The organism is Pseudonocardia sp. (assembly GCF_035305885.1).
Lineage (GTDB): Bacteria > Actinomycetota > Actinomycetes > Mycobacteriales > Pseudonocardiaceae > Pseudonocardia.
Map to the genome: position 1 here is coordinate 1 of NZ_DATGOP010000097.1, position 25,375 is coordinate 25,375.

A 25,375-nucleotide genomic window follows, 5' to 3' on the forward strand; every position below is an offset into this window, starting at 1 on the left:
ATGACCGCTCGCAAGAACTCCGGCAGGAACGTCCAGCCCCCGCGCTGGCTCAAGCCGATGAACAAGCTGTTCCTCGTGTTGCGGCGGGTGGGCTCGGGATGAAGGAGCTGCCCGTGCTCACGGTGCCGGGGCGGCGCACCGGCAAGCCGCGCAGCACGCCGCTGTCGGTCCTCGAGCACGAGGGGCAGCGTTACGTGCTCGAGGGCTTCCCCGGCGCGGACTGGGCGCGCAACGTGCGAGCCGCTGGCGGCCGGGCGACGACGCTGTCGGTCGGGAAACGCACCGAAGGGGTGCGCCTGGTCGAGCTGGATCCGGCCGACGCGCGGCCGGTGCTGCGGCTGTGGCCGGAACGGTTCGCCGATGGCGCGAAGCTCATGGCGGACGCCGGCGTGGTGGAGGCGGTCACGTCGGAGGCGTTCGAGGCGCTGGCGGGCCGCTGCGCGGTGTTCCGCATCGAGCGGGCGTGAAAGCGGACGGTTCCCGTCCGCTATTCGTCCTAGGAAGGACCGCATGACCGAGTACATCGCGATCGTCGGCGCCCGCGAGAACAACCTGCGCGACGTGTCGGTCCGGATCCCGAAGCGGCAGATCACCGCGTTCGTCGGGGTGTCGGGATCCGGCAAGTCGTCGCTCGTGTTCGACGCGATCGCCGCGGAGGCGCAGCGCCAGCTCAACGAGACCTTCTCGGCGTTCGTGCGCGGGTTCCTGCCCAAGCTCGGCCATCCCGACGCCGACCTGATCGAGGGCCTGTCGACGGCGATCGTGGTCGACCAGAAACGCCTCGGCGGCGGCGCGCGTTCCACGCTGGGGACGGTCACCGACATCAACGCGTTCCTGCGGCTGCTGTGGTCGCGCCGCAGCACCCCGCACGTCGGGTACGCCTACGCGTTCTCGTTCAACGAGCCGCAGGGCATGTGCCCGACCTGCAAGGGCATCGGGCGGAAGGTGCAACTCGACCACGCCGAGTTCTTCGACCTGGACAAGTCGCTCAACGAGGGCGCGATGCGCCACCGCGACTTCGCCGTCGACTCCTGGTACTGGCACATCTACGTCCAGTCCGGGAAGTTCGACAACGACAAGCCGCTGCGCGACTACACCGACGCCGAGTGGCAGCTGCTGCTGTGGGGCTCCGACGAGAAGGTCGCGCTGAAATCGCCCGGCCGCAAGGCCGTCAGGATGGACTTGGAGGGCGTGGAGGCCAAGTTCAACCGCCTCTACATCCAGGCCGACGCCGACTCGGGCAGCTCGGAGCGCAAGCGCGAGGCGGTCGCCCGGTTCACCACGTCGGTGCGCTGCCCCGACTGCGGCGGGACCCGCCTGAACGAGGCGGCGCGCACGGCCACCGTCGGCGGCTACACCCTGCCCGAGGTCACCGCGATGAACCTGCACGCGGTGCACGCGCTGCTGCCCACCCTCTCCGACCGCGAGGTCGCCCCGATCGTCGACGAGGCCACCGAGCGCGTCGGCGCGCTGATCGACATGGGCCTGGGCTACCTCACGCTCGACCGGGAGACGTCCACGCTCTCGGGCGGGGAGTCGCAGCGGATCAAGATGGTCCGCCACCTGGGGTCGTCGCTGGTCGACGTCATGTACGTGTTCGACGAGCCGACGATCGGGCTGCACCCGCGCGACGTCGGCCGGATGAACGCGCTGCTGCGGCGGCTGCGCGACAAGGGCAACACCGTCCTCGTCGTGGAGCACGACACCGACGTGATCACCGCGGCCGACCACGTCGTCGAGCTCGGCCCGCTCGCCGGCGCCGAGGGCGGCCGGATCGTCTACGAGGGGGACGTGGCCGGGCTCGCCACCTCCGGCACGCTCACCGGGGAGTACCTGCACCGCCCGATCCGGCTGCGCGACGAGCCGCGCACCCCCACCGGCCACCTGCACCTCGCCAACGCCAAGGCCAACAACCTGCGCGGGTTCGACCTCGACGTGCCGCTCGGTGTGCTCGTGGCGCTGACCGGCGTGGCGGGCTCGGGCAAGAGCACCCTGGTGCGGGAGGTGCTGCTGCCCCAGCACCCCGAGGCGATCATGGTGGACCAGAGCCCGGTGGCCACCTCGATCCGCTCCACCCCCGCCACCTGGACCGGGGTGATGGACCCGATCCGCAAGCTGTACGCGAGGGCGACCGGGGTGAAGCCGGCGCTGTTCAGCTTCAACTCCGACGGCGCGTGCCCCACCTGCAACGGGCTGGGCGTGGTCTACACCGACCTCGCCTTCCTCGACGGGGTGCGCTCCACCTGCCCCGACTGCGGCGGCCGCCGCTACACCGACGAGGTGCTCGCGCTCACCGTCGACGGGAAGTCGATCTCCGACGCGCTCGACATGACCGCCGCCGAGGCGTGCGAGTTCTTCACCGCGCCCGACATCCGGCGCCGCCTGCGCGCGCTCGTCGACGTCGGGCTCGGCTACCTCACGCTCGGCCAGCCGCTGTCCACCCTGTCCGGCGGCGAGTGCCAGCGGCTCAAGCTGGCCGGGCGGCTGCACGAGGAGGGCAACGTCTACCTCCTCGACGAGCCCACCACCGGCCTGCACATGTCCGACTGCGGGCACCTGCTGGCCCTGCTGGACCGGCTGGTCGACGGCGGCAGCTCGGTGATCGTCGTCGAGCACAACCTCGACGTGATCGCCCACGCCGACTGGGTGATCGACCTCGGCCCGGACGGCGGCGACGACGGCGGCGCCGTCGTGTTCTCCGGGACGCCCCACGATCTCGTCCGCGCCCCCGGCTCGTTCACCGGGGAGCACCTCGCCCGCCACCTCGCCGATCACGCCGCCGGCTGACCCGCCCGCCACGTCGTGCGCCCCGCCGACGCCGTCGCGCATCCTGGAGCTCGATGACCTCGACCCGCCCCCTGAGCCCGCCCGCCGCGAGCCGGGCGCCGGGGCCGTGTGACCTCGCCGCCTTCGTCCCCGCCGACCCGCCCCGGGCCGGCCGCCTGCTCCTGACCGCGGAGCCGGCGCCCGGGCTCGGTGCGCCCGGCACCGCCGAGGTCGTGCCCCCACCCGGGGACGAGGCCCGCCTCGCGCGGGTGCGCCGGGTCGCGGTGGCCGACGCGCTGGCGCCGCTGCTGCGCCTCCCCGACGACGCCGCGGACGCGCTGCGGTTCTGGGCCGAGGCGGCCCGGTTCGCGCTGCACCTCGTCGCCCGGGGCCGGCTGCTGCCCGGCGTCTCCCCCGCGGGGTTCGACGCGTGGCGGGTCGGCCCGCTCGATGGGGCCGACGCCGACCGGCTGCACGCCCTCGCCGCCGCCATGCCACCCACCGCGCGGGCGGTTCCCGCGGCGGGCGCCGAGCCGCTCGCGCTGCCCGCGGCCGCGCCGCTGGTGCGCGCCTTCCTCGACGCGGTGGCCGACGTGCTGCCGCGCACCGACGGCGCCGCGGAGGCCGTCGGCACCCCGCTGTTCGCCGCGGCCGAGCCGCAACCGGCGCAGCACCTGCGGGACTGGGCCGACGAGGTCGCGGCGGGGGTCGACGCCGGGGTGCGGCTGTCGCTGCGGGTCGAGGCCGACGCGGGCGCCACCCGGTTCCGGGCCGTGGTCCAGCTGCACGCGCTCGACGACCCGACCCGCGTGGCCGACCTCGCCGCCGTGTGGAGCGGGGCGGCGCCCGGGTTCGGTCCACGCGCCCGGATCGACGCGCTGCTGGCGGTCCGGCGCGCCGCCCGGTTCTGGGAGCCGCTCGCGCACCTGCTGGGCAAGGCCGTCCCCGACGGGCTCGACCTGGACGACACCGACGTCGCCGACCTGCTCGGCGACGGCGCCGCCCGGCTGGTCGCGGCCGGGATCGGCGTGCACTGGCCGCGGGAGCTGCGCCCGGAGCTGTCGGCGCGGGCCGTCGCCGGTCGGGGCGGCGGACCGCCCGCGTTCGGCGGGGTTCCCGGGGACGCAACGGCGTCGCTGCACCTGGACTGGGAGCTCGCCCTGCGCGGCGACCCGCTCACCCCCGAGGAGATGACCGAGCTCGCCGCGAGCCACCGGCCGGTGGTGCGGCTGCGCGACGAGTGGGTGCTGGTCGACCCCGCCACCCGGACGCGGGCGGCCGAGCGCACGCTGGGCCCGGTCAGCCCGGTCGCGGCGCTGGGGGCGGCGCTCACCGGACAGGTCGACGACCGCGGCACCCCGGTCCCGGTCGTCACCACGGGCCGGCTGGAGGAGCTGCGGCAGCGGATCAGCGCCCCGCCCGCCCCGACCGAGCCGCCGGACGGGCTCGCCGCGACGCTGCGCGACTACCAGCTGCGCGGCCTGGCCTGGCTGGACCGGATGACCTCGCTCGGCCTCGGCGCCTGCCTCGCCGACGACATGGGGCTCGGCAAGACCATCACCCTGATCGCCCTGCACCTGCACCGCGGGCCGCTCGCCGCCGGGCCGACGCTCGTGGTCTGCCCGGCCTCGCTGCTCGGCAACTGGGAGCGGGAGATCCGCCGGTTCGCCCCCGGTGTGCCGGTGCGCCGCTACCACGGCAGCGGCCGCGAACTGGACGACGCTCCCGCCGGGGGTTTCGTCCTCACCACCTACGCCACCATGCGCATCGACGTCGACGCGCTCGCCGCGCACCGGTGGGGCCTCGTCGTCGCCGACGAGGCGCAGCACGTGAAGAACCCGGTCTCGGGCACCGCGACCGCGCTGCGTCGCATCCCGTCCGCGGCCCGGGTGGCGCTCACCGGCACCCCGGTCGAGAACGACCTCGACGAGCTGTGGGCGATCCTCGACTGGACCACCCCCGGCCTGCTCGGCAGCCTCGGCCAGTTCCGGGCCCGATGGGCCGAACCCATCGCCGAGGGCGCCGATCCGGCGCTCGCCGACCGGTTCGCCCGGCTCATCGCCCCGTTCCTGCTGCGGCGGCGCAAGTCCGACCCCGGCATCGCGCCCGAGCTACCCCGCAAGACCGAGACCGACCGGCCGGTCGGCCTCACCCGCGAACAGGCCGGCCTCTACGAGGCGGTGGTGACCGCGACGATGGCGCGGATCGCCCGCGCCGACGGCATGGCCCGCCGCGGGCTCGTGCTCTCCCTGCTCACGGCGCTGAAGCAGATCTGCGACCACCCCGCGCTGTACGCGAAGGAGCCCGACCCGGTGCTCGCGGGCCGGTCCGGGAAGCTCGAGCTGCTCGACGAGCTGCTCGACACGATCCTCGCCGAGGACGGCGCCGCGCTGGTCTTCACCCAGTTCGTGGCCATGGGGCGGCTCCTCGAGCGCCACCTGCGGGCCCGCGGCGTCGGCGTCCAGTTCCTGCACGGTGGCACCCCGGTGCCGGAGCGGGAGGCGATGGTCGAGCGGTTCCAGCGCGGCGAGGTGGGGGTGTTCCTGCTGTCGCTGCGGGCGGCGGGCACCGGGCTCAACCTCACCCGCGCCGACCACGTCGTGCACTTCGACCGCTGGTGGAACCCCGCCGTCGAGGAGCAGGCCACCGACCGGGCCCACCGGATCGGGCAGACCCGCCCGGTGCAGGTGCACCGGCTGATCAGCGAAGGCACCGTGGAGGACCGCATCGCCGCCCTGCTGGAGTCCAAACGGGCACTCGCCGACGCCGTGCTCGCAGGCGGCGAGGCCGCCCTCACCGAGCTGACCGACGCCGAGCTCGCCGACCTCGTCGACCTGCGAGGTGGGGCGTGACCGCCGCGCGGGGGTTCCCCGCCTTCCCGCCGCGCCCCGGCCGGCGCGGCCGGTCCTGGTGGGCGCGCGCGTTCGTCGCGGCGATGGAGGACACCGCGCTCGACGCCGCGCTGCTGCGGGCCGGCCGCCGGTTCGCCGGCAGCGGGCGGATCGGGCCGATCACCGTGTCGCCCGGGCGGATCGCCGCGACCGTCGACGACCCGGACGGCAGCTACGACGTCGCCGTGCACCTCGCCCAGCTCGCCGACGCCGGGTGGGACCGCTTCCTCCACCAGGTGCGTGCCGAGGCCGGGCACCTCGCGGCGCTGCTCGACCGGGAGGTACCGCGGTCGCTGGTCCGGTCCGCCGACGCGGCGGGGGTGGCGCTGCTGCCGACGATCGGCGACCTCGAGTCCGAGTGCGACTGCCCCGACGTCGGCGACCCCTGCCAGCACGCCGCCGGCCTGTGCTACCAGGTCGCGTGGCTGCTCGACGACGACCCGTTCGTGCTGCTCCTGCTGCGCGGCCGCGACGCCGACGAGCTGGTCGACGTGCTCGCCCGCGAACCCGCACAGACCGCTGCCGCGCCGCCCGGCCCCGCGCCGGGTGGGCGGGACGTCGACCACCCGGTCCCGGCCACCGCCGCCTACGCGACCGACCCGGCGAGCCCGCCTGCTCCGCTGCCCCCGCCCGCCCGCGCGGGCGACCCGGTGCTGGCGGAGCCGCCCGGGCTCCCGCCGGGGGCGCTGGAGCAGCTGGTCCGCGCGGCCGCCGCCCGGGCCAGGGCGCTCCTCGCCGACGGGCCGCGGTGAGGCGGCACCGGCCGCCGGCGAGGGGACCGCAGGCCGAGGCGGGCTCGGCCGTGCTCACCGCGGGGTGGCGGCGCCGGGGGTGATCTCGACGAGCCGATCAGCCAGGAAGCGGCGTTCGGCGGCGTTGGTGGTCAGCGCGATCGCCCGCTCGTAGGCCTCCGCGGCCTCGGCGTGGCGGCCGAGGCGGCGCAGCAGGTCGGCCTTCGCGGCGGGCAGGTAGCGGTAGCCGGCCAGGCGCGGGTCGTGCTCGAGCGCGGCGATCTCGGCCAGGCCCGCGGCGGGCCCGTGGACCATCGCCACCGCGACGGCGCGGTTGAGCGCCACCACCGGCGTCGGCCAGCGCCGCAGCAGCTCGTCGTAGAGCAGCAGGATCTGCGGCCAGTCCGTCTCGCCGTAGGCGGGGGCGAGCGCGTGCAGCGTCGCGATCGCCGCCTGCAGGGCGAACCGGCCCGGGTCGCCGCCGCGCAGCGCCCGCACGACCAGCGCGTCCGCTTCGGCGATGGCCGCCCGGTCCCAGGCGGCGCGGTCCTGCTCCTCGAGCCGCAGCAGCCGCCCGTCGGCGCCGGTGCGGGTCGCGCGGCGCGCGTGGTTGGCCAGCAGCAGGGCGAGCAGGCCCGCCACCTCGCGCTCGCGCGGCAGGAGCGCGTGCAGCATGCGGGCGAGGTCGAGCGCCCGTTCGGCGATGTCGTCCCGGGTGAGGGCCGGGCCGTCCGGCGCGGTGTGGCCGGTGGTGAACAGCAGGTGGATCACGGTGAGGACCGCGTCCAGGCGGCCGGGGAGCTCCTCGGGTGCGGGCATGCGGAACGGGATGCGGCTCGCGGCGATCTTCTTCTTCGCGCGCGTGATGCGGGCCGCCATCGTCGCCGTGGGCACCAGGAAGGCCCGCGCGACGTCCGGGGTCGGCACGCCGCACACCAGCCGGAGCGTGAGCGCCACCTGTGCCTCACGGGCGAGCGCCGGGTGGCAGCACAGGAACACCAGCCGCAGCCGGTCGTCGGCCACCGGCGCCGCCGCGGGCGGCTCCACGAGCAGGTGCAGCTTGGCCCGCTGGGTGCGAGCCCTGCGGACGGAGTCCAGCGCGTTGTGCCGGGCCGCTGTGGTGAGCCACGCGCCGGGGCGGGCCGGCACGCCGTCGCGCCGCCACGCCTCGAGTGCCGCGGCGAACGCCTCCTGGGCGCACTCCTCGGCCACGTCGAGGTCGCGGGTGACGCGCACCGTCGCGGCGAGCACGGCGGCCCACTCGCGGCGGTGCGCGTCGGCGAGCGCGCGCCCGACGTCGTCGGTCACAGCAGCGGTCGCACCTCGACCGCCCCGTCCATGATCGGCAGGAGCCTGCCGACGGCGAGCGCCGTGTCGTGGTCGGGTGCCTCGATCACGAAGAACCCGGCCAGCACCTCCTTCGTCTCCAGGAACGGGCCGTCGGTGACCAGGCCGCCCTTGTGGATCGTGCGGGCGGTCGCGGCGGGCTGCAGCCCCTGCTCGTGGACGATCCGTACCCCCATTGCGGCGATCTTGTCGCCCGCGGCGACGTTGGCCTCCATCACCTCCGGGGGGATGTCGGCCACCCCGCCGGGCAGCTCCTTCTCGTAGATCAGCACCGCGTATCGGGGCATCGTCGTCACCAGTTCCCTGTCTCGGGGCCCACCGCACCGTAGGCCAGGGCGCCCGCCCGCGCGTACCGCCCGACGACGACTCCCGACCGGGTGGTCGCGGCCGCGGCCGTCTCGAACCGGCCCGGGACGGTGCCGCTGCCGAACAGCCGCTTGCCGGTCCCGATCACCACCGGGACCACCACGAGGTGCAACTCGTCGACGAGGTCATGGGCGAGCAGCGTCTGCACGAGCTGCCCGCTGCCGTGCACCTGGATCTCGCCGCCGTCTTCCGCCTTCAGCTCCGCGACCGCTTCTGCGACGTCGCCGCGCAGGAGGGTGGAGTTCTCCCAGCCGACCGCCGCGAGCGTCCGGGACGCCACGTGCTTGCGCACGGTGTTCCACTTGGCACCGATCGGGTCGTCGGCCGCCGCAAGCGGCCAGGTCGCGGCGAACTCCTCGTAGGTGCGCCTGCCGAGCAGCAGCGCATCGGCCCGCGCCGCCACGCCGGTGGCGTGGGCGATCACCTCGTCGTCGATGTACGGCGCCGCCCAGCCGCCGTGGGCGAACCCGCCGTCGCGGTCCTCGTCGGGGCCGCCGGGTGCCTGCACGACGCCGTCCATGGACACGAACGCCGCCACCACCAGGGTGCGCATGTGGTCTCCTCACCGGTCGGGGCGCCGCTCGTCGGCGCCCGTTCACCTCCCCGGCGACGGAGGCGACGGCGAATCGACCGGATTCCGTGTGACGCCGGACACGCTGCGGCGGACCGCCCGGCCCACCCGGGCGACGACGGCCTCCAGGGGCCCGCGCAGCCCGGCCGCCTGCAGGCCCAGCCCGATCAGCGTGGCGACCGCGACGTGACCCAGCCACAGCACCACGTCGTCCGAGCCGCTCCCGGCGTAGACCGCGAGCGCCACGACGTGCAGCGTGTAGAGCGTGAGCGGGGCCGAACCCGGCCCGGCGGGCACCCGCACCAGGCGCCGCGACCAGTGCGCCAGCAGCAGCATCGCGCCGAGCACGGCGAGCGCCGACCCGGTGGTGGCGGCGAGGTCGGCCGGGCTGCCCGAGTGCGGGGTGTCCGCGGCGAGCCACCACCAGTTGCCGGTGGGGGTGGTGCCGTAGCGGCGCTCGGACGCCGCGGCCCCGAGCACCCACACCCCGTTGCCCGGGCCGAGCAGCAGCGACGACGCCGTGTGGGCGGCCACCGCGAGCGCGGCGCCGCCGACGAGCAGGCCCGCGGCGACCTGCGGGCGCCGCAGGTCGAGCCGGCCGACGGCCATCCCGGCGAGCAGGTACGTCGTCCAGGTCAGCACCGGGTAGTAGCCGGTGAGCAGGAGCGTGACCAGCGCGTCGCCGGGCGCGGCGAGCGCCCACCAGCCCACCTGCCGCCCCGGCCCGTCGGGGAGCCCGCTGCGCAGCAGCTGGCTCACCACCGGGGCGAGCGCGCACGCGAGCACCGCGCCCGCGGCGAGCGCGCCGCGCGGCAGCCGCAGCAGGAACGCGGCCACCACGAACAGCAGGCCGTAGTAGCTCAGGATGATCGCGACCGGGGCGTCGAGCGCCACGAGGGTGAGTCCGAGCGCGCCGACCAGCACGCCGCGCCCGACCAGCGCGGCGCCGGCCGCGAGGTGCTCGCGGCCGGCGGCCGGCCGCCGCGTGCCGCCCGTCGCGAGCGCCACCCCGACCCCGGCCAGCACCGCGAACAGCGCCGACGCCCGCCCCGACGCGACGAGCCCGGTGAGCGTCGGCTCGCGGCCGACGCGCAGCGGGAAGATGTGCGTGGCGAACATCCCGACGAGCGCCACGGCGCGGGCCGCGTCCACGCCGAGGATGCGGCCCCGGCCGCGGGTGGGTGGCTCCGAGGTCACCGGGCCGGGGCGCCGGCGCCGACGTGGCCGTCCGGCCGGTTCCCGGCCCGGCGCAGCCAGTCGGCGAGCGTGCTCTGCACCGAGCGCAGCGACGGCCTGCGGCGCGGGTTGGTGTCCAGCGCCGCCCGCAGCAGGGCCAGGTGCGCCGAACGGGTCGGCAGGTGCGTGAGCGGCGCCCCGGCGGCCGCCGCCCGCAGCCCCGACACCGCGTCGGCGTGATGGCCGCGCGGCGGGTGGCCGGTGAGCGCGTAGGAGATCGTGGCCGCCAGCTGCCAGGCGTCCGACGCCGGCGTGGCGCGCTCGCCGCACGCGACCTCGGGGGCGAGGAAGTCGGGCGTGCCGAGGACGAAGCCCGCCATCGTCATCGTGGAGTCGCCGGTCTTGCGGGCGATCCCGAAGTCGATCAGGTGCGCCAGGCCCGCCTTGTCCATCACGACGTTGCCCGGTTTGACGTCCCGGTGCATCACACCGCGGGTGTGCGCGGCGTCGAGCGCGCCCGCGAGTCCCATCCAGACGTGCGCGGCGGTGACGTCGTCGAGCGGGCCGCGGTTGCGCACCAGGTCACCGAGCGAGGGGCCCTCGACGTACTCCATCACGATCACGAGGCCCTCGAGCTCCCGCAGCCCCGGGTCGGAGCTCGCCGGCAGCAGGTCGTGGATCCGCACGCAGTGCGGGTGCCGGACGGCCACGAGCGCCCGCGCCTCGCGCCGGATCCGCTCCTCGGTCTCCGGGTCGGGGGCGTGCGCGGCCTTGAGCGCGACCAGCTGGCCGAGCCGGGCGTCGTGGGCGAGCCAGACCCGGCCGAAGCCGCCCGCGCCGAGCCTGCGGATCAGCCGGAACCGAGCGGGCGGCCCCGCGGGCGGCACGGGCGGCGCAGCGGGTGGCACGGCGTACGGCGGGGCCGGGGCCACCAGGGTGGGGCGCGGCGGCGCCGACGAGGCCACCTGCTGGTGCTGCGGCAGCGTCGGACGGGGCGTCGGCGCGCGTGGTGCCGGGATCACCGGCGGCTCGGGCTGCCGCGCGGCGAACCGGCGGGCCAGCCGGTCGGCCAGCGAGGAGCGGGGCGAGCCGGCGACGGGGGCCGCCGGTCGGCGTGCCGGGACGGGCGGGCGCGCCGACTCCGTCCGCGGCGGCCTGCGCGGCGCGGGCGCGGCGAGCGAGCGGCGCACCACCTCGCGGGACGGGGCCCCGACGACCAGCACGACGGCGATGCCGAGGAACGCGCCGATCGAGACGCCGATCCACAGGTGCCCCGTCGACCCGGCGGGGGTGCGCCCCGTGAGCACGGTGAGCGCGAGCAGCGGCACCCAGAAGAACTTGGCGGGCCAGCTCGGCCCGCGCCGCAGCGCGAGCCGCGCCTGCGCGGCCACGCACACCGCGGCCACCAGCGGGAACCCGACGAGCAGGACGACGGCGAGGCCGAAGCGCACCGGGTCGGCCGGGTTGAACGCGGAGGCGACCTGGTAGCCGCCGAGGTAGGTCGACTGCGGGACGAGGCACACGGTGGTGCCGAGGTCCTCGAGCTGCGCCGAGGTGAGCCAGCCGGTGTCGCGACCGAGCGCCGCGGCGCGGAACACCCGCCCGGTGGCGGTGAACACCGCGAGCGGGAGCAGGCCGGCGCTCACCACCCCGGCGAGGACGAACAGCACCGCCTCGCCCGCCCCGTACCGGGACCCGATCCGCTTGCGCAGCGCCGCCACCAGCACCGCGCCCGCCGTCGGCAGCAGGCCGACCCCGACGCCCAGGGCGGTGACCGCCCACGGCCAGCCGCCCGGACAGACGTCGGCGTCCAGCGCTGTGCGCAGGCTCGCCACCAGCTCGGCGACGAGCGAGGTGAGCGCGTTCACGCCGTGCTCCCCTTCCCTCGGCCCCACGGCGGCCCGCCGGGGGAATCCCGGCACCCACTATGGCATCACCGGGTCACGCGCCGGTGTAGGCGAGGTGGCGCACCACGTCCTTCGCCGCGCGCAGCTGGGCGAGGTCGGAGAAGCCGGACAGCGCGAGTGTCAGGTCCAGCTCGGCGAGCACCGACCGCAGCACGTGGCGCACCCCGTCCTGGCCGCCCAGCGCGAGCCCGTACACGTACGGGCGGCCGAGCAGCACCGCGTCCGCGCCCAGCGCGAGCGCCAGCGCCGCGTCGGCGCCGCTGCGGATCCCCGAGTCGAACAGGACGGCCGCCCGCCCGTCGACGGCGGCGACGATCTCCGGGAGCGCGTCCAGCGACCCGATCGCCCGGTCGACCTGCCGCCCGCCGTGGTTGGACACCACGATCCCGTCGATCCCGACGTCCACCGCGTGCAGGGCGTCGTCGACGTGCTGGATCCCCTTGAGCACGATCGGCCCGTCCCAGTGCTCGCGCAGCAGGTCGAGCCGGTCCCAGCGCAGCGCGGTGCCGGTGAACATCGGCACCCACCGCTGCACCGCGGCCATCAGGTCCTCCTCCGGCGGGGCGGCGAGCCCGGCCCGGAACGCCGGGTCGGAGAACGGGATCGCGGTGCCGACACCCCGCAGGAACGGCAGGTAGGACAGGTCGAGGTCGCGCGGGCGCCAGCCCAGCGTCCAGGTGTCGAGCGTGACCACCAGCACCCGGAAGCCGGCCGCCCGCGCCCGCTCCAGGATGCTGACCGTGACCGCGTCCTCGGTGGGCCAGTACAGCTGGTACCAGCGGGAACCGTCACCGGATGCCTCCGCGACCTCCTCGATCGTGTGCGACGAGGCGGTCGACAGCACCATCGGCACCCCCAGCTCGGCCGCGGCCCGCGCCACGGCGAGCTCCCCGTCCGGGTGCACGATCGACATCACCCCGATCGGGGCCGCGAGCAGCGGCGCGGGCATCGGGGTGCCGAGCACGGTGGTGGACCAGTCGCGTTCGGTGGTGTCGCGCAGCATCCGCGGCACCAGCGCGTACCGCTCGAACGCGGCCCGGTTCGCGCGCATCGTGGCGCCCCCGCCCGCGCCACCCGCGACGTACTCGAACGGCCCGTCGTCGAGCACGGAGCGCGCCGCCTCCTCCAGCCGGGCCGGGTCGGTGGGCAGCGCGGGGCGCTCGTCGGCGAGCCCCTTCAGGTAGATCTCGGCGCCGTACGAGGCGAAGGGAACACCCATTCCGGGGAACCTACTGGCTCGTGCAACCGAACCGGGCGTCGTCGACGTCCTGACGGCATGCACCGCATCACGCTCCCGCTGCTCGCCGCGGCGACGCTCGCCCTCGCCGGCTGCTCGTCCCCGGCGACCCCCGCGCCCGGCGCACCCGCGCCGCCCGCCATCACCGCCCGCGCCACCGGGACGGTCGTGGCGGCCCCGGACACCGCGACCGTCGTGCTCGGGGTCGAGACCCGCGACCGCAGCGCCACCGCGGCGCTCACCGCCAACTCCGAGCGCGCCAACGCCGTGATCGGCGTGCTGCAGGGCGCCGGGGTGCCACCGGAGGACGTCCGCACCAGCGAGCTCACGATCCACCCGGTCACCGGCCCGGAGACCGGCCGGATCACCGGATACGAGGTGAGCAACCTGGTCACCGCCACGCTGCGCGACATCGCCGCCGCCGGCGCGGTCATCGACCAGGCGGCCGCCGCCGCGGGCGACGCGATCCGGGTGCAGTCGATCCGGTTCTCGATCGACGACGAGAGCGCCGCACGGGCCGAGGCACGGGCCGACGCGGTGCGCCGCGCGCTCGACCAGGCCCGCCAGCTCGCCGACGCGGCCGGGGTCGAGCTGGGGCCGGTCCGCTCGATCGTCGAGGTGGGGGGCGGCGAGCCGCCGAGGCCGTACCAGGCCGAGGCCGACCGGGCCGCGGTGGCCGTGCCCGTCCAGCCGGGCACCCAGGAGCTGTCGGTCACGGTCGAGGTGGTGCACGACATCGCCTGACGGGCCGCCAGGAATGCCCAGCTGCTCGGGGCGTTGGGAGTGGCATGGCTCTCACCCGCGCGCACGGGCCGCTGTCGGCGACGGCGCCCGCCACCACCAACTACCGGATCGACGGGCCTGCCCACAAGCTGCTCATGCACCCCTTCCCGCGCCGCGTGCGCGCCGAGTTCGCCGGGCGCACGGTGCTCGACACCCGCGACGGCGTGCTCGTCCACGAGACGAACCTGCTACCCCGGCTGTACGTGCCGGAGCAGGACATCGACCAGTCCCTGTTCGTCCCGAGCGCCCACACCACGCACTGCCCGTTCAAGGGCGTTGCCACCTACCGCACGTTGCGCGTGGGCGACCGGGTCGTCGAGAACGCGCTGTGGGCCTACCTCGACCCGCTGCCCGAGGCGGGGTGGCTCGCCGGCCACGCCTCCCTGTACTGGGAGGCGGCCGACGCGTGGTTCGACGAGGACGAGCAGGTGTTCGGGCACCTCACCGACCCGTTCACGCGCGTGGACGTCCGCCCCACCAGCAGGCACGTGCAGGTGTGGGCGGGTGAGGCGCTCGTCGCCGAGTCGCGCCACCCGCTCGTGCTGACCGAGACCGGCCTTCCGCCCCGCTGGTACCTCTCCCCCGACGACGTGCGGGTGCCGCTGGAACCGTCCGCGACGCGCACCCGCTGCCCGTACAAGGGCGAGGCGAGCTACTTCTCGGTGCGCCTGGCGGACGGCCGCGAGCTCACCGACGCGGCCTGGTCGTACCCCGACCCGCTGCCGGAGTCCGCGCGGATCGCCGGCCGGCTGAGCTTCCTGCACGACGAGCTGACCACCCTCGTCGACGGCGAGCCCGGGTAGCGCGGCTCAGTCGTCGTCGACCAGGAGGGCCTCGAGGGCGGGCAGCGCGTCGACGATCCGCTGTCGATCCTCCTCGCCGAGCCGGGCGAGCCGCCGGGCCACCAGAGCGGTGCGGTGGCTGCGCACCTCCGCCAGGCGCGCCGCGCCCTCCTCGGAGAGCACGATCCGGACCCCCCGCGCGTCGCGCGGGTCGGGGGTGCGGATGACCAGGCCCTGGTCGTCGAGCGCGGCGAGCACCCTGCTCATCGTGGGCGCCGTCACGGCCTCGCGGCGGGCCAGTTCGGACAGCCGCAGGGGCCCGTGCTGCTCGATCGTGGCGAGCGCCGACAGTTGCAGCGGCGGGATCGACTCGCGCCCGTCGATGCGGATGCGGCGGTGCAGGCGACCGACCACGAGCCGCAGCCGCGCGGCGTACTCGGTGAGCTCGTCGGAAGCCACGTGCTCGTGCTCGGTCTCCACGGCCCCGGTGGTCATCGTCACATCGTGCCAGGTCTGTTCACGGCCTGTGCTCGGACCTCCACAACGGTCACGCCTTCCGCAACCGGATGCCGGTGACGTTGTGGTTCGGGCCCTTGCGCAGCACCAGCGTCGCCCGCCCGCGCGTGGGCAGGATGTTGCGCTCCAGGTTCGGGCCGTTGATCTCGTCCCAGATGCTCTCCGCCCGTTCGATCGCGCCCGCCTCGTCCAGCGCCGCGTACCGGCGGAAGTACGACTCGGGGTTGCGGAACGCCGTCTCGCGCAGCCGCAGGAACCGCTCGACGTACCAGCGGCGGATGTCCTCGGTGGCGGCGTCGACGTACAGGGAGAAGTCGATGAAGTCGCTCACCGCCAGCGCCGGGCCGCCCTCGCGGGAGGGCTGGGCGGGCTGGAGCACGTTGAGGCCCTCGAGCAGCAGGATGTCCGGCCGGTACACGGTCGAGCGGGCCCCGGGGACGATGTCGTAGGTCAGGTGCGAGTACACGGGGGCCGACACCTCCGGCCGCCCCGCCTTGACGTCGGTGACGAACCGCAGCAGCGCCCTGCGGTCGTAGGACTCCGGGAACCCCTTGCGCGACATCAGGCCGCGCCGCTCCAGCTCGGCGTTCGGGTGCAGGAACCCGTCGGTGGTGACCAGCGCCACGCGCGGGTGCTGCGGCCAGCGCGCCAGCAGCAGCCGCAGCAGGCGCGCGGTCGTCGACTTGCCGACCGACACCGACCCGCCGATCCCGATCACGAACGGGGTGCGCGCCGTGGTGGCACCCAGGAACGTCCGGTACGCGCGGTAGAGCCGGCCACCCTCCTGCACGTGCAGCGTGAGCAGCCGCGACAGCGGGAGGTACACCTCCCGCACCTCGTCGAGGTCCACCTCGTCGCCGAGGCTGCGGACCTGGTCGAGCTCCTCCGCGGTGAGCGGGAGAGGCGTGTTGGCGCCGAGCCGAGCCCACGATTCCCGGTCGAAGTCGACGAACGGCGACGAGTCCTCGGACTCCTCTCCGTCAACCGGTTCTGGTGGAGCCCACGTCTCGGGCAACGCACCGGTGCGAGTGCCGCTCATGACCGGTCAAACTAGATCCCGCGCGGCCGGAACGCCCCTCATCGTGACGGGAGTGACTCCCGCGAGAACCGACGCGGGCGCGGACCTACACTGAGGCCTCCGCTCCAGGAGGAACACGCCGTGCCCACCGCACGCCCCGCCGAACCGGGCTGCAGTAGCCGGCCGGGCCCGACCCGGCTTCCCGTCACCTGCCCTGCCCGCCGCCCGGTGGGCACCCGCCGAGGCCGCGGATGAACACCACCCTCCTGTCCGTCCTCGGCCTGCTCGCCGTCGCCGCGCTCACGCTCGGCACCGCGATCTCCGTCGCTTCGGAGTTCGCCCTCACCGCGCTGGAGCGCAGCCAGGTCGACGCGCACGTCGCCGAGGTCGGCGACCGGCGCGCCCGCGCGGTGCAACGGGCCCACCGCACCCTGTCGTTCCAGCTGTCGGGCAGCCAGCTCGGCATCACCGTCACCACGCTCGTCACCGGTTACATCGCCGAGCCCGCCATCGCGTCGCTGTTCCGCCCCGGCCTCGAGGCCATCGGCCTGTCCCCCGGCCTCGCCGGGGGCACCGCCACCGTCCTCGCGCTGCTGCTCGCCACCACGCTGTCGATGGTGTTCGGCGAGCTCGTGCCGAAGAACCTCGCCATCGCGGGGCCGCTGCGCACCGCGCGCGCCGTCGTCTGGCTGCAGAGCTCGTTCGCCCACGCGTTCCGGTGGCTCATCAACGGCCTCAACAGCGCCGCCAACGCCGTGGTGCGCCGCCTCGGCGTCGAACCCGCCGAGGAGCTGCGCTCCGCCCGCACGGCGCGCGAGCTCAGTTCCCTCGTCCGCGCGAGCGCCGAGCACGGCACGCTCGACGCGGGCACCGCCACGCTGCTGGACCGGTCGCTGCGATTCAGCGACCGCGTGGCCGAGGACCTCATGACCCCGCGGGTCCGCGTGGAGTCGCTCTCCGCCGACGCCACCGTCGCGGACATGGTGGCGCTCGCCCGGCGCACCGGCATCTCCCGCTTCCCGGTGCACAACAGCGACCCCGACGCCGTGCTCGGCGTCGTGCACGTCAAGCAGGCGTTCGGGATCCCGCCCGCCGAGCGCGGCCGCGTCCGCGTGGGCACGCTCGTCCAGCCGGTGCCCACCGTGCCCGGCTCGCTCGACGGCGACGAGCTGCTCACACGGCTGCGCAACTCCGGGTTCCAGCTCGCGGTCGTGGTGGACGAGTACGGCGGCACCGCGGGCATCGTCACGCTCGAGGACCTCGTCGAGGAGATCGTCGGTGACGTCCGCGACGAGCACGACCGCGCCGAGCAGTCCACGGTGCGCCCGCTCGGCCGGGGCAGCTGGCTGGTGTCCGGGCTGCTCCGCGACGACGAGGTGGCCGACGCCACCGGCTTCCAGATGCCCCCCGGTGACTACGAGACCCTCGCCGGCCTCGTCCTGACCCGCCTCGGGCGCATCCCCGACGTGGCCGAGGAGGTCGAGGTCGACGGGTGGCGGCTCACCGTCGTGCGGCGGGACCGCAACCGGATCGCCGAACTGCGCCTGGCCCGGCCCCCGGAGGAGGCCCCGTGAACGCGGACCTGCTGGCCCTGCTGGCCGCCGTCGCGCTGCTCGGCGCCAACGCGTTCTTCGTCGGCGCCGAGTTCGCCCTCATCTCCGCGCGGCGGGACCGGCTCGAGGCGATGGCCGCCGAGGGCACCGCGGCCGCGGGCACCGTGCTGCGGGCCCACGCCGACCTGTCCCGCATGCTGGCCGCCTCCCAGCTCGGGATCACCATCAGCTCGCTCCTGCTCGGCCGCCTCGGCGAACCCGCCGTCGCCCACCTGATCGAACGGCCCACGCTGTGGCTCGGGCTGCCGGACGCCCTGGTCCACCCGATCGCCTTCACGATCTCGCTCGCGATCGTCGTCGTCGCGCACATCCTGCTCGGCGAGATGGTGCCCAAGAACATCGCCATCGCCGGGCCCGAGCGCACCGCGATCCTGCTCGTGCCGCCGTTCCTGGTGTTCACCACCGTCATGCGGCCGCTCATCGAGCTGTTCAACCTCATCGCCAACAGCGTCCTGCGGCTGCTCAAGGTGGAGCCGCGCGACGAGCTGGAGGCGTCGTTCACCTCCGGCGAGCTCGCCGACCTCATCGCCGAGTCCGGCCGGGAGGGCCTGCTCGACGACGACGAGTCCCGCCGCCTCACCCGCGCCCTCAACTCCGCCGAGGCCACCGTGGCCGACGCGCTCGTGCCCGTGTCGGACCTGGTGACGCTCCCGGCCGAGCCCACCGTCGGCGACGTGGCCGACGCCGTCGCCGAGACCGGCTACTCCCGCTTCCCGGTGCGCGCGGCGTCCGGCGACCTCGCCGGGTACCTGCACGTCAAGGACATCCTCGACCTCGCCGACGACCCCGCGGCCGCCGTGCCGGCCGCGCGCGTGCGCACCCTGCCCGAGGTGCCCAGCACCGTGCGGCTCGACGAGGCGCTCGCCGTGCTCCGCCGCGCCCGCGCCCACCTCGGCCGCGTCGTCGGCCCGCAGGGCGAGACCGCGGGCATCGTCGCGCTCGAAGACCTCGTCGAGAACTACGTCGGCGAGGTCCGCGACGCCACCCACGCCCGCGAGCGCCGCGGCTGACGCCCCGCTCCCCCGGCCGGCGACGGCTCGGCCGTCGAGGCCGTTCTCGATCGTCAATCTGTGATTGACGATCGGTAGGCGTCAATGAATCATTGACACAGGAGAGGGCGCAGGAAGGGGCGGAAACCGGGTGCCAGACCGGAGCCCCACCGCCACGATCGGACCTGTGTTCCTCCCCGGCCTCCAGCTGTCCCGCGCCTTCTACTCCGAAGCCGTCCGGCCGCTCCTCCACGGCGTCCGGCACTCCGCCGCCCGCATCGGCCCCGGCTCCGAGGTCCTCGGCTTCGACACCCCGCGCTCCGCCGACCACGAGTGGGGCCCGCGCCTCGAGGTCTTCGTCGCACCCGCCGACGCCGACCGCATCCCCGAGCTGGACCGCCGCCTCTCCGAGCGCCTCCCGCGCACCTTCCGCGGCTGGCCCACCCACTTCGAGGCCGTCGAGGGCGACCACGTGGGCCGCATGGCCACCACCGACGGCCCGGTCCGCCACCGCGTCGCGATCACCACCGTCGAGGCGTGGTGCCACGACCGGCTCGGCGTCGACCCACGCGCCGGCCTCGACGCCACCGACTGGCTCGCGCTGCCCACCCAGGCCCTCGCCGAGGCCACCGCGGGCGCCGTCTTCCACGACGGCCTCGGCGAGCTCACCGGGCTGCGCGCCGCGCTCGCCTGGTACCCGCCCGACGTGTGGCGCTACGTGCTCGCCTGCCAATGGGAGCGCATCGCGCAGGAGGAGGCGTTCGTGGGCCGCGCGGGCGAGGTCGGCGACGAGCTCGGGTCCGCCGTCGTCGCCGCCCGCCTCGTCCGCGACCTCATCCGGCTCGCCCTGCTGTTGCACCGCCGCTACCCGCCCTACGGCAAGTGGCTCGGCAGCGCGTTCGCCGCCCTCCCCCTCGCCGCGACCCTCGGCCCCGTCCTGCGCGGCGCCCTCGCCGCCGGCACGTGGCGCGAGCGCGAACGCCACCTCGCCACCGCCTACGAGGCCCTCGCCACCGCCCAGAACGACACCGGCCTCGCCCCGCCGGTCGACCCGGCCACGCGCCCGTACTTCGCCCGCCCGTTCCGGGTCCTCAAGGCCGACCGGTTCGCCGACGCCCTCCTCGCCGCCGTCTCCGACCCGGCGGTGGCCGCGCTGCCCCGGGTCGGCGCCGTCGACCAGCACGCCGACAACACCGACCTGCTCACCGACCCCCGTCGCACCCGGGCGGTCGCCCGCGCCGCCCTCTCCCGCTAGCCCCTCCCCCGCTCGCCGTGGCGGAGCCACCGAGCGTCATCGATTCGTTGGCGATCGGATGGCGTCAATGATTCATTGACAATGGTGACGATCACATGTATCACGCAGCGCTACCCGACCGTCCTCGCTACGGACGGGTGGGGCGGAGGGGACCCGCCCGTCCACTCGCCCCACCCGTCCGAGGAGGCTCAGGAGGAGTACGCCTCCACCGGAGGGCAGCTGCACACCAGGTTCCGGTCGCCGTAGGCGCCCTCGATGCGCCGCACCGGCGGCCACACCTTCCGGTCGTGCACCCCCGGGGTGCCGCCCATCGGGTAGGCGGCGATCTCGCGCGAGTACGGGTGGTCCCACTTGTCGGTCAGGCACGCCGCGGTGTGCGGGGCGCCGCGCAGCGGGTTGTCCGTGACCGGCCACTCCCCCGACGCCACGCGCTCGATCTCCTTGCGGATGCCGATCATCGCGTCGACGAAGCGGTCGATCTCGGCGAGGTCCTCGCTCTCGGTGGGCTCCACCATGAGCGTGCCCGCCACCGGGAACGACATTGTCGGGGCGTGGATACCGTAGTCGGCGAGCCGCTTCGCGACGTCGTCGACGGTGACGCCGCTCTCCTTGGTGATCCCGCGCAGGTCGAGGATGCACTCGTGGGCGACGTGGCCCCGCTCCCCCGTGTACAGCACCGGGTAGTGCTCACCCAGCCGCGCAGCGACGTAGTTCGCGGCCAGCACCGCGGTGAGCGTGGCCCGCCGCAGCCCGTCGAGCCCCATGAGCCGCAGGTACGCCCACGAGATCGGCAGCACCAGCGGGCTGCCGTAGGGGGCCGCCGACACCGGGCCGACCTCCCCGCGGCCCGGCAGGAACGGCACCAGGTGCTCGGCCACCGCCACCGGCCCGACGCCCGGACCACCACCGCCGTGCGGGATGCAGAACGTCTTGTGCAGGTTCAGGTGGCTCACGTCGCCGCCGAACGCGCCCGGCCGCGCGAGCCCGACCAGCGCGTTCAGGTTCGCGCCGTCGACGTAGACCTGCCCGCCCGCGGCGTGCACCGCGTCGCACACCTCGCGGACCCGCGCCTCGTAGACGCCGTGCGTCGACGGGTAGGTGATCATGAGAGCGGCCAGGTTCGGGCCGTGCTCGGCGATCTTGGCGTGCAGGTCGTCGAGGTCGACGTCCCCGGAGGGCGCGGTACCCACCACGACCACCCGCATGCCCGCCATGACCGCCGACGCGGCGTTCGTGCCGTGCGCGCTCGCCGGGATGAGGCACACGTCGCGATGCCCCTCCCCGCGGCTGCGGTGGTAGGCCGCGATCGCGAGCAGCCCGGCGAGCTCGCCCTGGCTGCCGGCGTTGGGCTGCAGCGACACCGCGGCGTAGCCGGTGAGCTCGGCGAGCCAGCGCTCCAGGTCGGAGATCAGCTGCAACGTGCCCGCCGCGTCGGCCTCCGGGGCGAACGGGTGCAGGTTCGCGAACTCCGGCCAGGTGATCGGCTCCATCTCGACCGCCGCGTTGAGCTTCATCGTGCACGAGCCCAGCGGGATCATCGTGCGGTCGAGCGCGAGGTCGGCGTCGGCGAGGCGGCGCAGCCACCGCATCAGCGAGGTCTCGCTGCGGTGCTCGTGGAACACCGGGTGGGTGAGGTACTCCGACTCCCGGCGCAGGCCGGCGGGCAGGGCGTCCTCGGTGGCCGCGTCGAGCTCGGCGGCGTCGGCCGAGACCCCGAACGCCGACCACACGGCCTGCAGGTGCGCGACCGTGGTGACCTCGGAGCAGGCGATTCCGACGGTGTCGGGCGGCGCGCCGAGCCCGGGGCGCCGCAGCGCGATGCCCGCGGCGTGCGCGGCCTCCACCACCTGCTCGGCCCGGCCGGGCACCCGGGCCAGCACGGTGTCGAAGAACTCGTCGTGCACGACCTCGATCCCGCCGGCCCGCAGCCCGGCGGCGAGCACCGCCGCCATGCGGTGGGTGCGCTGGGCGATCCGGCGCAGCCCGTCGGGGCCGTGGTAGACGGCGTAGCAGGCGGCGGCGACGGCGAGCAGGACCTGCGCGGTGCAGATGTTGGAGGTCGCCTTCTCGCGGCGGATGTGCTGCTCGCGGGTCTGCAGGGCGAGCCGCAGCGCCGGGTTGCCGTCCGCGTCGCGCGACAGGCCGACCAGCCGGCCGGGCAGCTGGCGGGTGAACTTCTCCCGCACCGACAGGTAGCCCGCGTGCGGCCCGCCGAAGCCGAGCGGCACCCCGAACCGCTGGGTGGTGCCCACGACCGCGTCCGCCCCCAGCTCCCCGGGCGGGGTGAGGAGGGTGAGCGCGAGCAGGTCGGCCGCCACCGCCACCAGTGCGCCGCGCTCGTGCGCGGCCTCGATCAGCGCGGACGGGTCGCGGACCGCGCCGGACGCGCCGGGGTAGCTCAGCAGCAGCCCGAACATCTCCCCCTCGGGCAGCCCGTCGGCGAGGTCGGTGACGACGAGCTCGATGCCCAGCGGCTCGGCCCGGGTGCGCAGCACCTCGAGCGTCTGCGGCAGGGTGTCGGCGTCCACGACGAACCGCGGCGACCGCGACGACCCCGCGCGGCGCAGCAGGGTCATCGCCTCGGCCGCCGCCGTGGCCTCGTCCAGCAGCGAGGCGCCTGCCACCGGCAGCCCGGTGAGGTCGGCCACCATCGTCTGGAACGTCAGCAGCGCCTCCAGCCGGCCCTGGCTGATCTCCGGCTGGTACGGGGTGTAGGCGGTGTACCAGGCCGGGTTCTCCAGCACGTTCCGGCGGATCACCGCGGGGGTGACGGTGCCGGAGTAACCCAGCCCGATCATCGGGACCGTCACCGTGTTGCGCGCGGCGAGCGCCCGCAGCTCGGCGAGCACCTCGGTCTCGGTGGCCGCGGGCGGCAGGCTGGAGCGGACCGGCTCCCGGTCGCGGATGCTGTCGGGAACGGCCGCGGCGGCCAGCTCGTCGAGCGAGGCCGCCCCGACGGCCTCGAGCATCTTGTCGACCTCCGCGGGGCGGGGCCCGATGTGGCGGTCGACGAAGGGGGTGCCGCGCTCCAGTTCGGAGAGGGTGGGTCGGTCGGGCACGGGATCCTCCAGGCGGCGCGCGGGGCAGGGTCGTTCTGCCTCCCCCTCTGTCCCCGCCCGGTCGCCGGGCGCCTGAGAGATTCGCCCCGGCGGCACCAGGGCTTTCCCCGTCGGCGGACGGGCATGCCCGTCGCTTTCCAGAGGCGTCTCGCCCGCGCGGTCCTGGTGCCTGAGAGGTTCCGGGGAGGAGTTGCTCCTTCGGCGCCCGGCCGGGACCGGGACTCTCCCGCGCGAGTTCGGCGACTGCGGCGCACATGTTACCGCCGCGGCGGGGTCTCGACCCCGCGGCTCGCCGCGGCGAGGATCCGCCCGACGTTCTCGTCGGAGAAGAACTCGGCGGGCGATGTCACCCCGGTCGCCACCTGCGCGAACGCGTCCATCGTGGCCTGCTCGCCGCTCACCGCGGCGAGCAGCCGCGCGAGCTCGGGCGGGGGCGGCTCGAGCGCGGCGAGCGAGGTGGTGAACTCGTAGATCGGCAGCGCCTCGTCGCGGACCGCCCGGTAGCGCTCCATCGCGGCGTCGTAGGTGGCGGCGCCCGTGAAGGCCTCGTGCAGGGCCGTGGCGACGAGCTCGGCGTCGCGGAAGGCGTCCTGGATGCCCTGCGCGGTGATGAAGTCCTTGTTGTACCCGGCGTCCCCGACGAGCGCCCAGCCCGGACCGTGTGGCGTGCGGAAGTAGTTCGGCACCGCCGTCCCGACGATCCGGGTCTCGCGCCGGGCGCCGCGCAGGCGGTCGGCGAACGCGGGCACCGTCTCGAGGGTGGCGAGGTAGTTGCCCTCGACGTCGCCCCGGTTCGCCGCGAACTCGCGGTACGGCCAGCCCGCGATGACCAGCATCAGGTCGTCGTTGGTCGGCCATGCGGCGAAGGCCCGCTCCGGGCGGTCGTAGGTCTCGAAACGGCCGTCCGTCGGCAGGTCGCTCCAGTAGGCGTAGTAGCCGCACAGCAGGCGCGGCTTCTCGTGGTAGCCGTGCGGCCGCACGGTGCGGGCGACGAGCGAGTGCAGCCCGTCGGCCCCGACGACCACGGCAGCCCGCTCGGTGACGGTGCGCCCGCCCGCGCAGTGGCCGCGGATCCCGGTGACCCGGCCGTCGTCGACGACCAGCTCCGAGACGGTGAACCGCTCCCGCACCTCCGCCCCGGCCGCGGCCGCCGCGGCGACGAGCGCCGTGTCGAGGACGGTCCGCCGCGGCGCGTACCCGGTGCCGGGCCTGCCGGTGATGGTGAACGGGCCGAAGTCGAACGCGTAGGTGTCGATCGGCGGGCTGCCCGCCACCGCCCGCTCCAGCAGGCCCCACCGCCGCAGCGCCGCCACGCCGGGGGCGTGGACGAGGTGGGTCGAGACGGTGTCGCTCGGGAAGCTCGCCCGGTCGACGAGCAGGACCCGGTGGCCCATCCGGGCGAGCAGCATGGCCGTCGGCGACCCGGCGCACCGGGCGCCGACCACGATGACGTCGAACCCGCTCACGGCCCCGTTCACGGCACTACCACCGTTCCGACCGCGGACCGCAGCGCGTCGACGAACGCGCCGGGCTGGTCAAGGGCGGGGTCGTCGCCCGCGTCCTCGGCCACGTGCAGCGGCCACCCGTGGGCGGCGCTCGCGGCCTCGGCGACCGCGAGCGGGGTCACGAGGTCGTGGCGGCCCCAGACGAGAGCGGTGGGTGCGCCGATGCGGGCGAGTTCCTCGGCCGGGATCGGCGCCGCCGCGAACTGCCCGATGAGCCCGCCGAGCGCAGCCTGGACCTGCGGGTCGGCGGCCAGTTCGACCGCGTATGCGGCGTAGGCGTCCCAGCGGCGCCCGATGTTCGCGCGCACCCGGTCGAGGTCGAACGCGCAGAACTCCATGAGGCGCTCGTAGGTGCGCGGCGTCGGGTCGCCGAGGAACCGGTGCAGCGCCAGCCCGAACCGCGGGGCCGGCTCGAACGCGGCGAGCCCGAGGGTGTCGACGAGCACGAGCGCGGCGAGCTCGCGGCGGTTCTGCGCGGCGTACCGGGCCGCGATCGCCCCGCCGATCGTCTTGCCGACCAGCACCGGCGGGGCCGGGCAGGCCGCGCCGACGAGCTCGTCGAGCCAGTCGAGCACGCGTTCGGCGGCGAGCGGGCCACCGCCCGACGCCCCGTGGCCGGGCAGGTCGGGCACGACGAGCCGGTGGTGGCGGGCCAGCCGGGGCAGCACGGGCAGCCACGACGCGGCGAATTCGCCGGGCCCGTGCAGCAGGACCAGCGGCGTTCCCGCGCCCCCCTCCAGCACGGCGGTCGGCACCCCCGCGCAGGTCCGCCGCCGCTCGGTGACCGGGAGCCCCGAAAGCAGGGTCTCCCGCGTGCTCCGCCTGGTGTTCATGGCGCCTCCCGCCGTCGATCGGGCGACACT

The 25,375-nt window shown here is 75.5% G+C and carries 20 protein-coding genes and 1 riboswitch; of the genes, 9 read left to right on the top strand and 11 right to left on the bottom strand.

Features of this window, described 5'->3' with window-relative positions; all coding sequences use genetic code 11:
• The first annotated feature begins 98 nt into the window (after positions 1-98).
• Genes VKZ81_RS20445 through VKZ81_RS20460 form a run of 4 tightly spaced genes read left to right on the top strand, consistent with a single transcriptional unit; the run spans position 99 to position 6,409 of the window.
• Positions 99-467, top strand: coding sequence for a nitroreductase/quinone reductase family protein (locus VKZ81_RS20445; RefSeq protein ID WP_324243226.1), 369 nt, complete (start codon positions 99-101; stop codon positions 465-467).
• Positions 468-510: 43 nt separating this feature from the next.
• Positions 511-2,787, top strand: a complete 2,277-nt coding sequence (locus VKZ81_RS20450) for an excinuclease ABC subunit UvrA (RefSeq protein ID WP_324243227.1) — start codon at positions 511-513, stop codon at positions 2,785-2,787.
• A gap of 53 nt (positions 2,788-2,840) precedes the next feature.
• On the top strand, positions 2,841-5,618 hold the full coding sequence (locus VKZ81_RS20455) for an SCO1167/SCO6262 family helicase (protein WP_324243228.1): 2,778 nt from the start codon (positions 2,841-2,843) through the stop codon (positions 5,616-5,618).
• Positions 5,615-6,409, top strand: coding sequence for an SWIM zinc finger family protein (locus VKZ81_RS20460; protein ID WP_324243229.1), 795 nt, complete (start codon positions 5,615-5,617; stop codon positions 6,407-6,409). The genes VKZ81_RS20455 and VKZ81_RS20460 overlap by 4 nt, the downstream gene beginning before the upstream one ends.
• 54 nt (positions 6,410-6,463) lie before the next feature.
• Here VKZ81_RS20460 and VKZ81_RS20465 read toward each other — a convergent pair whose 3' ends face one another.
• The 6 genes from VKZ81_RS20465 to VKZ81_RS20490 form a co-directional block, all read right to left on the bottom strand.
• Entirely contained in the window at positions 6,464-7,696 is a 1,233-nt protein-coding gene (locus VKZ81_RS20465) for an RNA polymerase sigma factor (RefSeq protein WP_324243230.1), read from the bottom strand.
• Positions 7,693-8,022, bottom strand: coding sequence for a YciI family protein (locus VKZ81_RS20470; RefSeq protein ID WP_324243231.1), 330 nt, complete (start codon positions 8,020-8,022; stop codon positions 7,693-7,695). Before VKZ81_RS20470 ends, VKZ81_RS20465 begins: the two co-directional genes overlap by 4 nt.
• Positions 8,023-8,027: 5 nt before the next feature.
• On the bottom strand, positions 8,028-8,654 hold the full coding sequence (locus VKZ81_RS20475; RefSeq protein WP_324243232.1) for a dihydrofolate reductase family protein: 627 nt from the start codon (positions 8,652-8,654) through the stop codon (positions 8,028-8,030).
• Between the two features lie 42 nt (positions 8,655-8,696).
• On the bottom strand, positions 8,697-9,824 hold the full coding sequence (locus tag VKZ81_RS20480; RefSeq protein ID WP_324243233.1) for a heparan-alpha-glucosaminide N-acetyltransferase domain-containing protein: 1,128 nt from the start codon (positions 9,822-9,824) through the stop codon (positions 8,697-8,699).
• Between the two features lie 41 nt (positions 9,825-9,865).
• A complete protein-coding gene (locus VKZ81_RS20485) occupies positions 9,866-11,716 on the bottom strand; it encodes a serine/threonine-protein kinase (protein ID WP_324243234.1) in 1,851 nt (616 codons plus the stop codon).
• A 73-nt stretch (positions 11,717-11,789) separates the two neighbouring features.
• Positions 11,790-12,974 (bottom strand): alpha-hydroxy-acid oxidizing protein, encoded by a 1,185-nt coding sequence (locus VKZ81_RS20490; RefSeq protein WP_324243235.1) that lies wholly within the window; start codon positions 12,972-12,974, stop codon positions 11,790-11,792.
• 57 nt (positions 12,975-13,031) lie between these two features.
• Here VKZ81_RS20490 and VKZ81_RS20495 point away from each other — a divergent pair, with 57 nt between their 5' ends.
• Together VKZ81_RS20495 and VKZ81_RS20500 are read left to right on the top strand one after the other, a co-directional pair.
• Positions 13,032-13,736, top strand: a complete 705-nt coding sequence (locus tag VKZ81_RS20495; protein ID WP_324243236.1) for an SIMPL domain-containing protein — start codon at positions 13,032-13,034, stop codon at positions 13,734-13,736.
• A gap of 44 nt (positions 13,737-13,780) precedes the next feature.
• A complete protein-coding gene (locus tag VKZ81_RS20500) occupies positions 13,781-14,578 on the top strand; it encodes a DUF427 domain-containing protein (protein WP_324243237.1) in 798 nt (265 codons plus the stop codon).
• Between the two features lie 6 nt (positions 14,579-14,584).
• Here VKZ81_RS20500 and VKZ81_RS20505 read toward each other — a convergent pair whose 3' ends face one another.
• Together VKZ81_RS20505 and coaA are read right to left on the bottom strand one after the other, a co-directional pair.
• Positions 14,585-15,052 (bottom strand): MarR family winged helix-turn-helix transcriptional regulator, encoded by a 468-nt coding sequence (locus VKZ81_RS20505; RefSeq protein ID WP_324243238.1) that lies wholly within the window; start codon positions 15,050-15,052, stop codon positions 14,585-14,587.
• A 52-nt stretch (positions 15,053-15,104) separates the two neighbouring features.
• The gene (coaA, locus tag VKZ81_RS20510) at positions 15,105-16,112 is read right to left on the bottom strand and encodes a type I pantothenate kinase (RefSeq protein WP_324243239.1); all 1,008 of its coding nucleotides are present in this window, start codon (positions 16,110-16,112) and stop codon (positions 15,105-15,107) included.
• Between the two features lie 230 nt (positions 16,113-16,342).
• On the opposite strand from coaA, the gene VKZ81_RS20515 reads away from it, so the two are divergent.
• The 3 genes from VKZ81_RS20515 to VKZ81_RS20525 all read left to right on the top strand — a co-directional run bounded on the left by VKZ81_RS20515 (position 16,343) and on the right by VKZ81_RS20525 (position 19,948).
• Positions 16,343-17,665 carry a hemolysin family protein gene (locus VKZ81_RS20515; protein ID WP_324243240.1) on the top strand — a complete coding sequence of 441 codons (1,323 nt, stop codon included), beginning with the start codon at positions 16,343-16,345 and terminating at the stop codon, positions 17,663-17,665.
• Positions 17,662-18,714, top strand: a complete 1,053-nt coding sequence (locus VKZ81_RS20520) for a hemolysin family protein (protein ID WP_324243241.1) — start codon at positions 17,662-17,664, stop codon at positions 18,712-18,714. The genes VKZ81_RS20515 and VKZ81_RS20520 overlap by 4 nt, the downstream gene beginning before the upstream one ends.
• Before the next feature lie 166 nt (positions 18,715-18,880).
• The gene (locus VKZ81_RS20525) at positions 18,881-19,948 is read left to right on the top strand and encodes a DUF4037 domain-containing protein (protein ID WP_324243242.1); all 1,068 of its coding nucleotides are present in this window, start codon (positions 18,881-18,883) and stop codon (positions 19,946-19,948) included.
• 188 nt (positions 19,949-20,136) lie between these two features.
• On the opposite strand, the gene gcvP is transcribed toward VKZ81_RS20525, so the two are convergent.
• The 3 genes from gcvP to VKZ81_RS20540 all read right to left on the bottom strand — a co-directional run bounded on the left by gcvP (position 20,137) and on the right by VKZ81_RS20540 (position 25,345).
• Positions 20,137-23,007, bottom strand: coding sequence for an aminomethyl-transferring glycine dehydrogenase (gene gcvP / locus VKZ81_RS20530; protein ID WP_324243243.1), 2,871 nt, complete (start codon positions 23,005-23,007; stop codon positions 20,137-20,139).
• Between the two features lie 147 nt (positions 23,008-23,154).
• Positions 23,155-23,246, bottom strand: a riboswitch (glycine riboswitch).
• A gap of 18 nt (positions 23,247-23,264) precedes the next feature.
• Positions 23,265-24,485, bottom strand: coding sequence for an NAD(P)/FAD-dependent oxidoreductase (locus tag VKZ81_RS20535; protein WP_324243244.1), 1,221 nt, complete (start codon positions 24,483-24,485; stop codon positions 23,265-23,267).
• Entirely contained in the window at positions 24,482-25,345 is an 864-nt protein-coding gene (locus VKZ81_RS20540; RefSeq protein ID WP_324243245.1) for an alpha/beta fold hydrolase, read from the bottom strand. Before VKZ81_RS20540 ends, VKZ81_RS20535 begins: the two co-directional genes overlap by 4 nt.
• Positions 25,346-25,375: the final 30 nt, after the last annotated feature.

What these genes read in the sequence shown, in the direction of transcription:
- coaA (WP_324243239.1), bottom strand. Translation starts at nt 16,112, where the DNA reads ATGAGCGGCACTCGCACCGGTGCGTTGCCCGAGACGTGGGCTCCACCA.
- VKZ81_RS20495 (WP_324243236.1), top strand. Translation starts at nt 13,032, where the DNA reads ATGCACCGCATCACGCTCCCGCTGCTCGCCGCGGCGACGCTCGCCCTC.
- VKZ81_RS20475 (WP_324243232.1), bottom strand. Translation starts at nt 8,654, where the DNA reads ATGCGCACCCTGGTGGTGGCGGCGTTCGTGTCCATGGACGGCGTCGTG.
- VKZ81_RS20450 (WP_324243227.1), top strand. Translation starts at nt 511, where the DNA reads ATGACCGAGTACATCGCGATCGTCGGCGCCCGCGAGAACAACCTGCGC.
- VKZ81_RS20455 (WP_324243228.1), top strand. Translation starts at nt 2,841, where the DNA reads ATGACCTCGACCCGCCCCCTGAGCCCGCCCGCCGCGAGCCGGGCGCCG.
- VKZ81_RS20445 (WP_324243226.1), top strand. Translation starts at nt 99, where the DNA reads ATGAAGGAGCTGCCCGTGCTCACGGTGCCGGGGCGGCGCACCGGCAAG.
- VKZ81_RS20540 (WP_324243245.1), bottom strand. Translation starts at nt 25,345, where the DNA reads ATGAACACCAGGCGGAGCACGCGGGAGACCCTGCTTTCGGGGCTCCCG.
- VKZ81_RS20490 (WP_324243235.1), bottom strand. Translation starts at nt 12,974, where the DNA reads ATGGGTGTTCCCTTCGCCTCGTACGGCGCCGAGATCTACCTGAAGGGG.
- VKZ81_RS20500 (WP_324243237.1), top strand. Translation starts at nt 13,781, where the DNA reads ATGGCTCTCACCCGCGCGCACGGGCCGCTGTCGGCGACGGCGCCCGCC.
- VKZ81_RS20470 (WP_324243231.1), bottom strand. Translation starts at nt 8,022, where the DNA reads ATGCCCCGATACGCGGTGCTGATCTACGAGAAGGAGCTGCCCGGCGGG.
- VKZ81_RS20505 (WP_324243238.1), bottom strand. Translation starts at nt 15,052, where the DNA reads ATGACCACCGGGGCCGTGGAGACCGAGCACGAGCACGTGGCTTCCGAC.
- VKZ81_RS20515 (WP_324243240.1), top strand. Translation starts at nt 16,343, where the DNA reads ATGAACACCACCCTCCTGTCCGTCCTCGGCCTGCTCGCCGTCGCCGCG.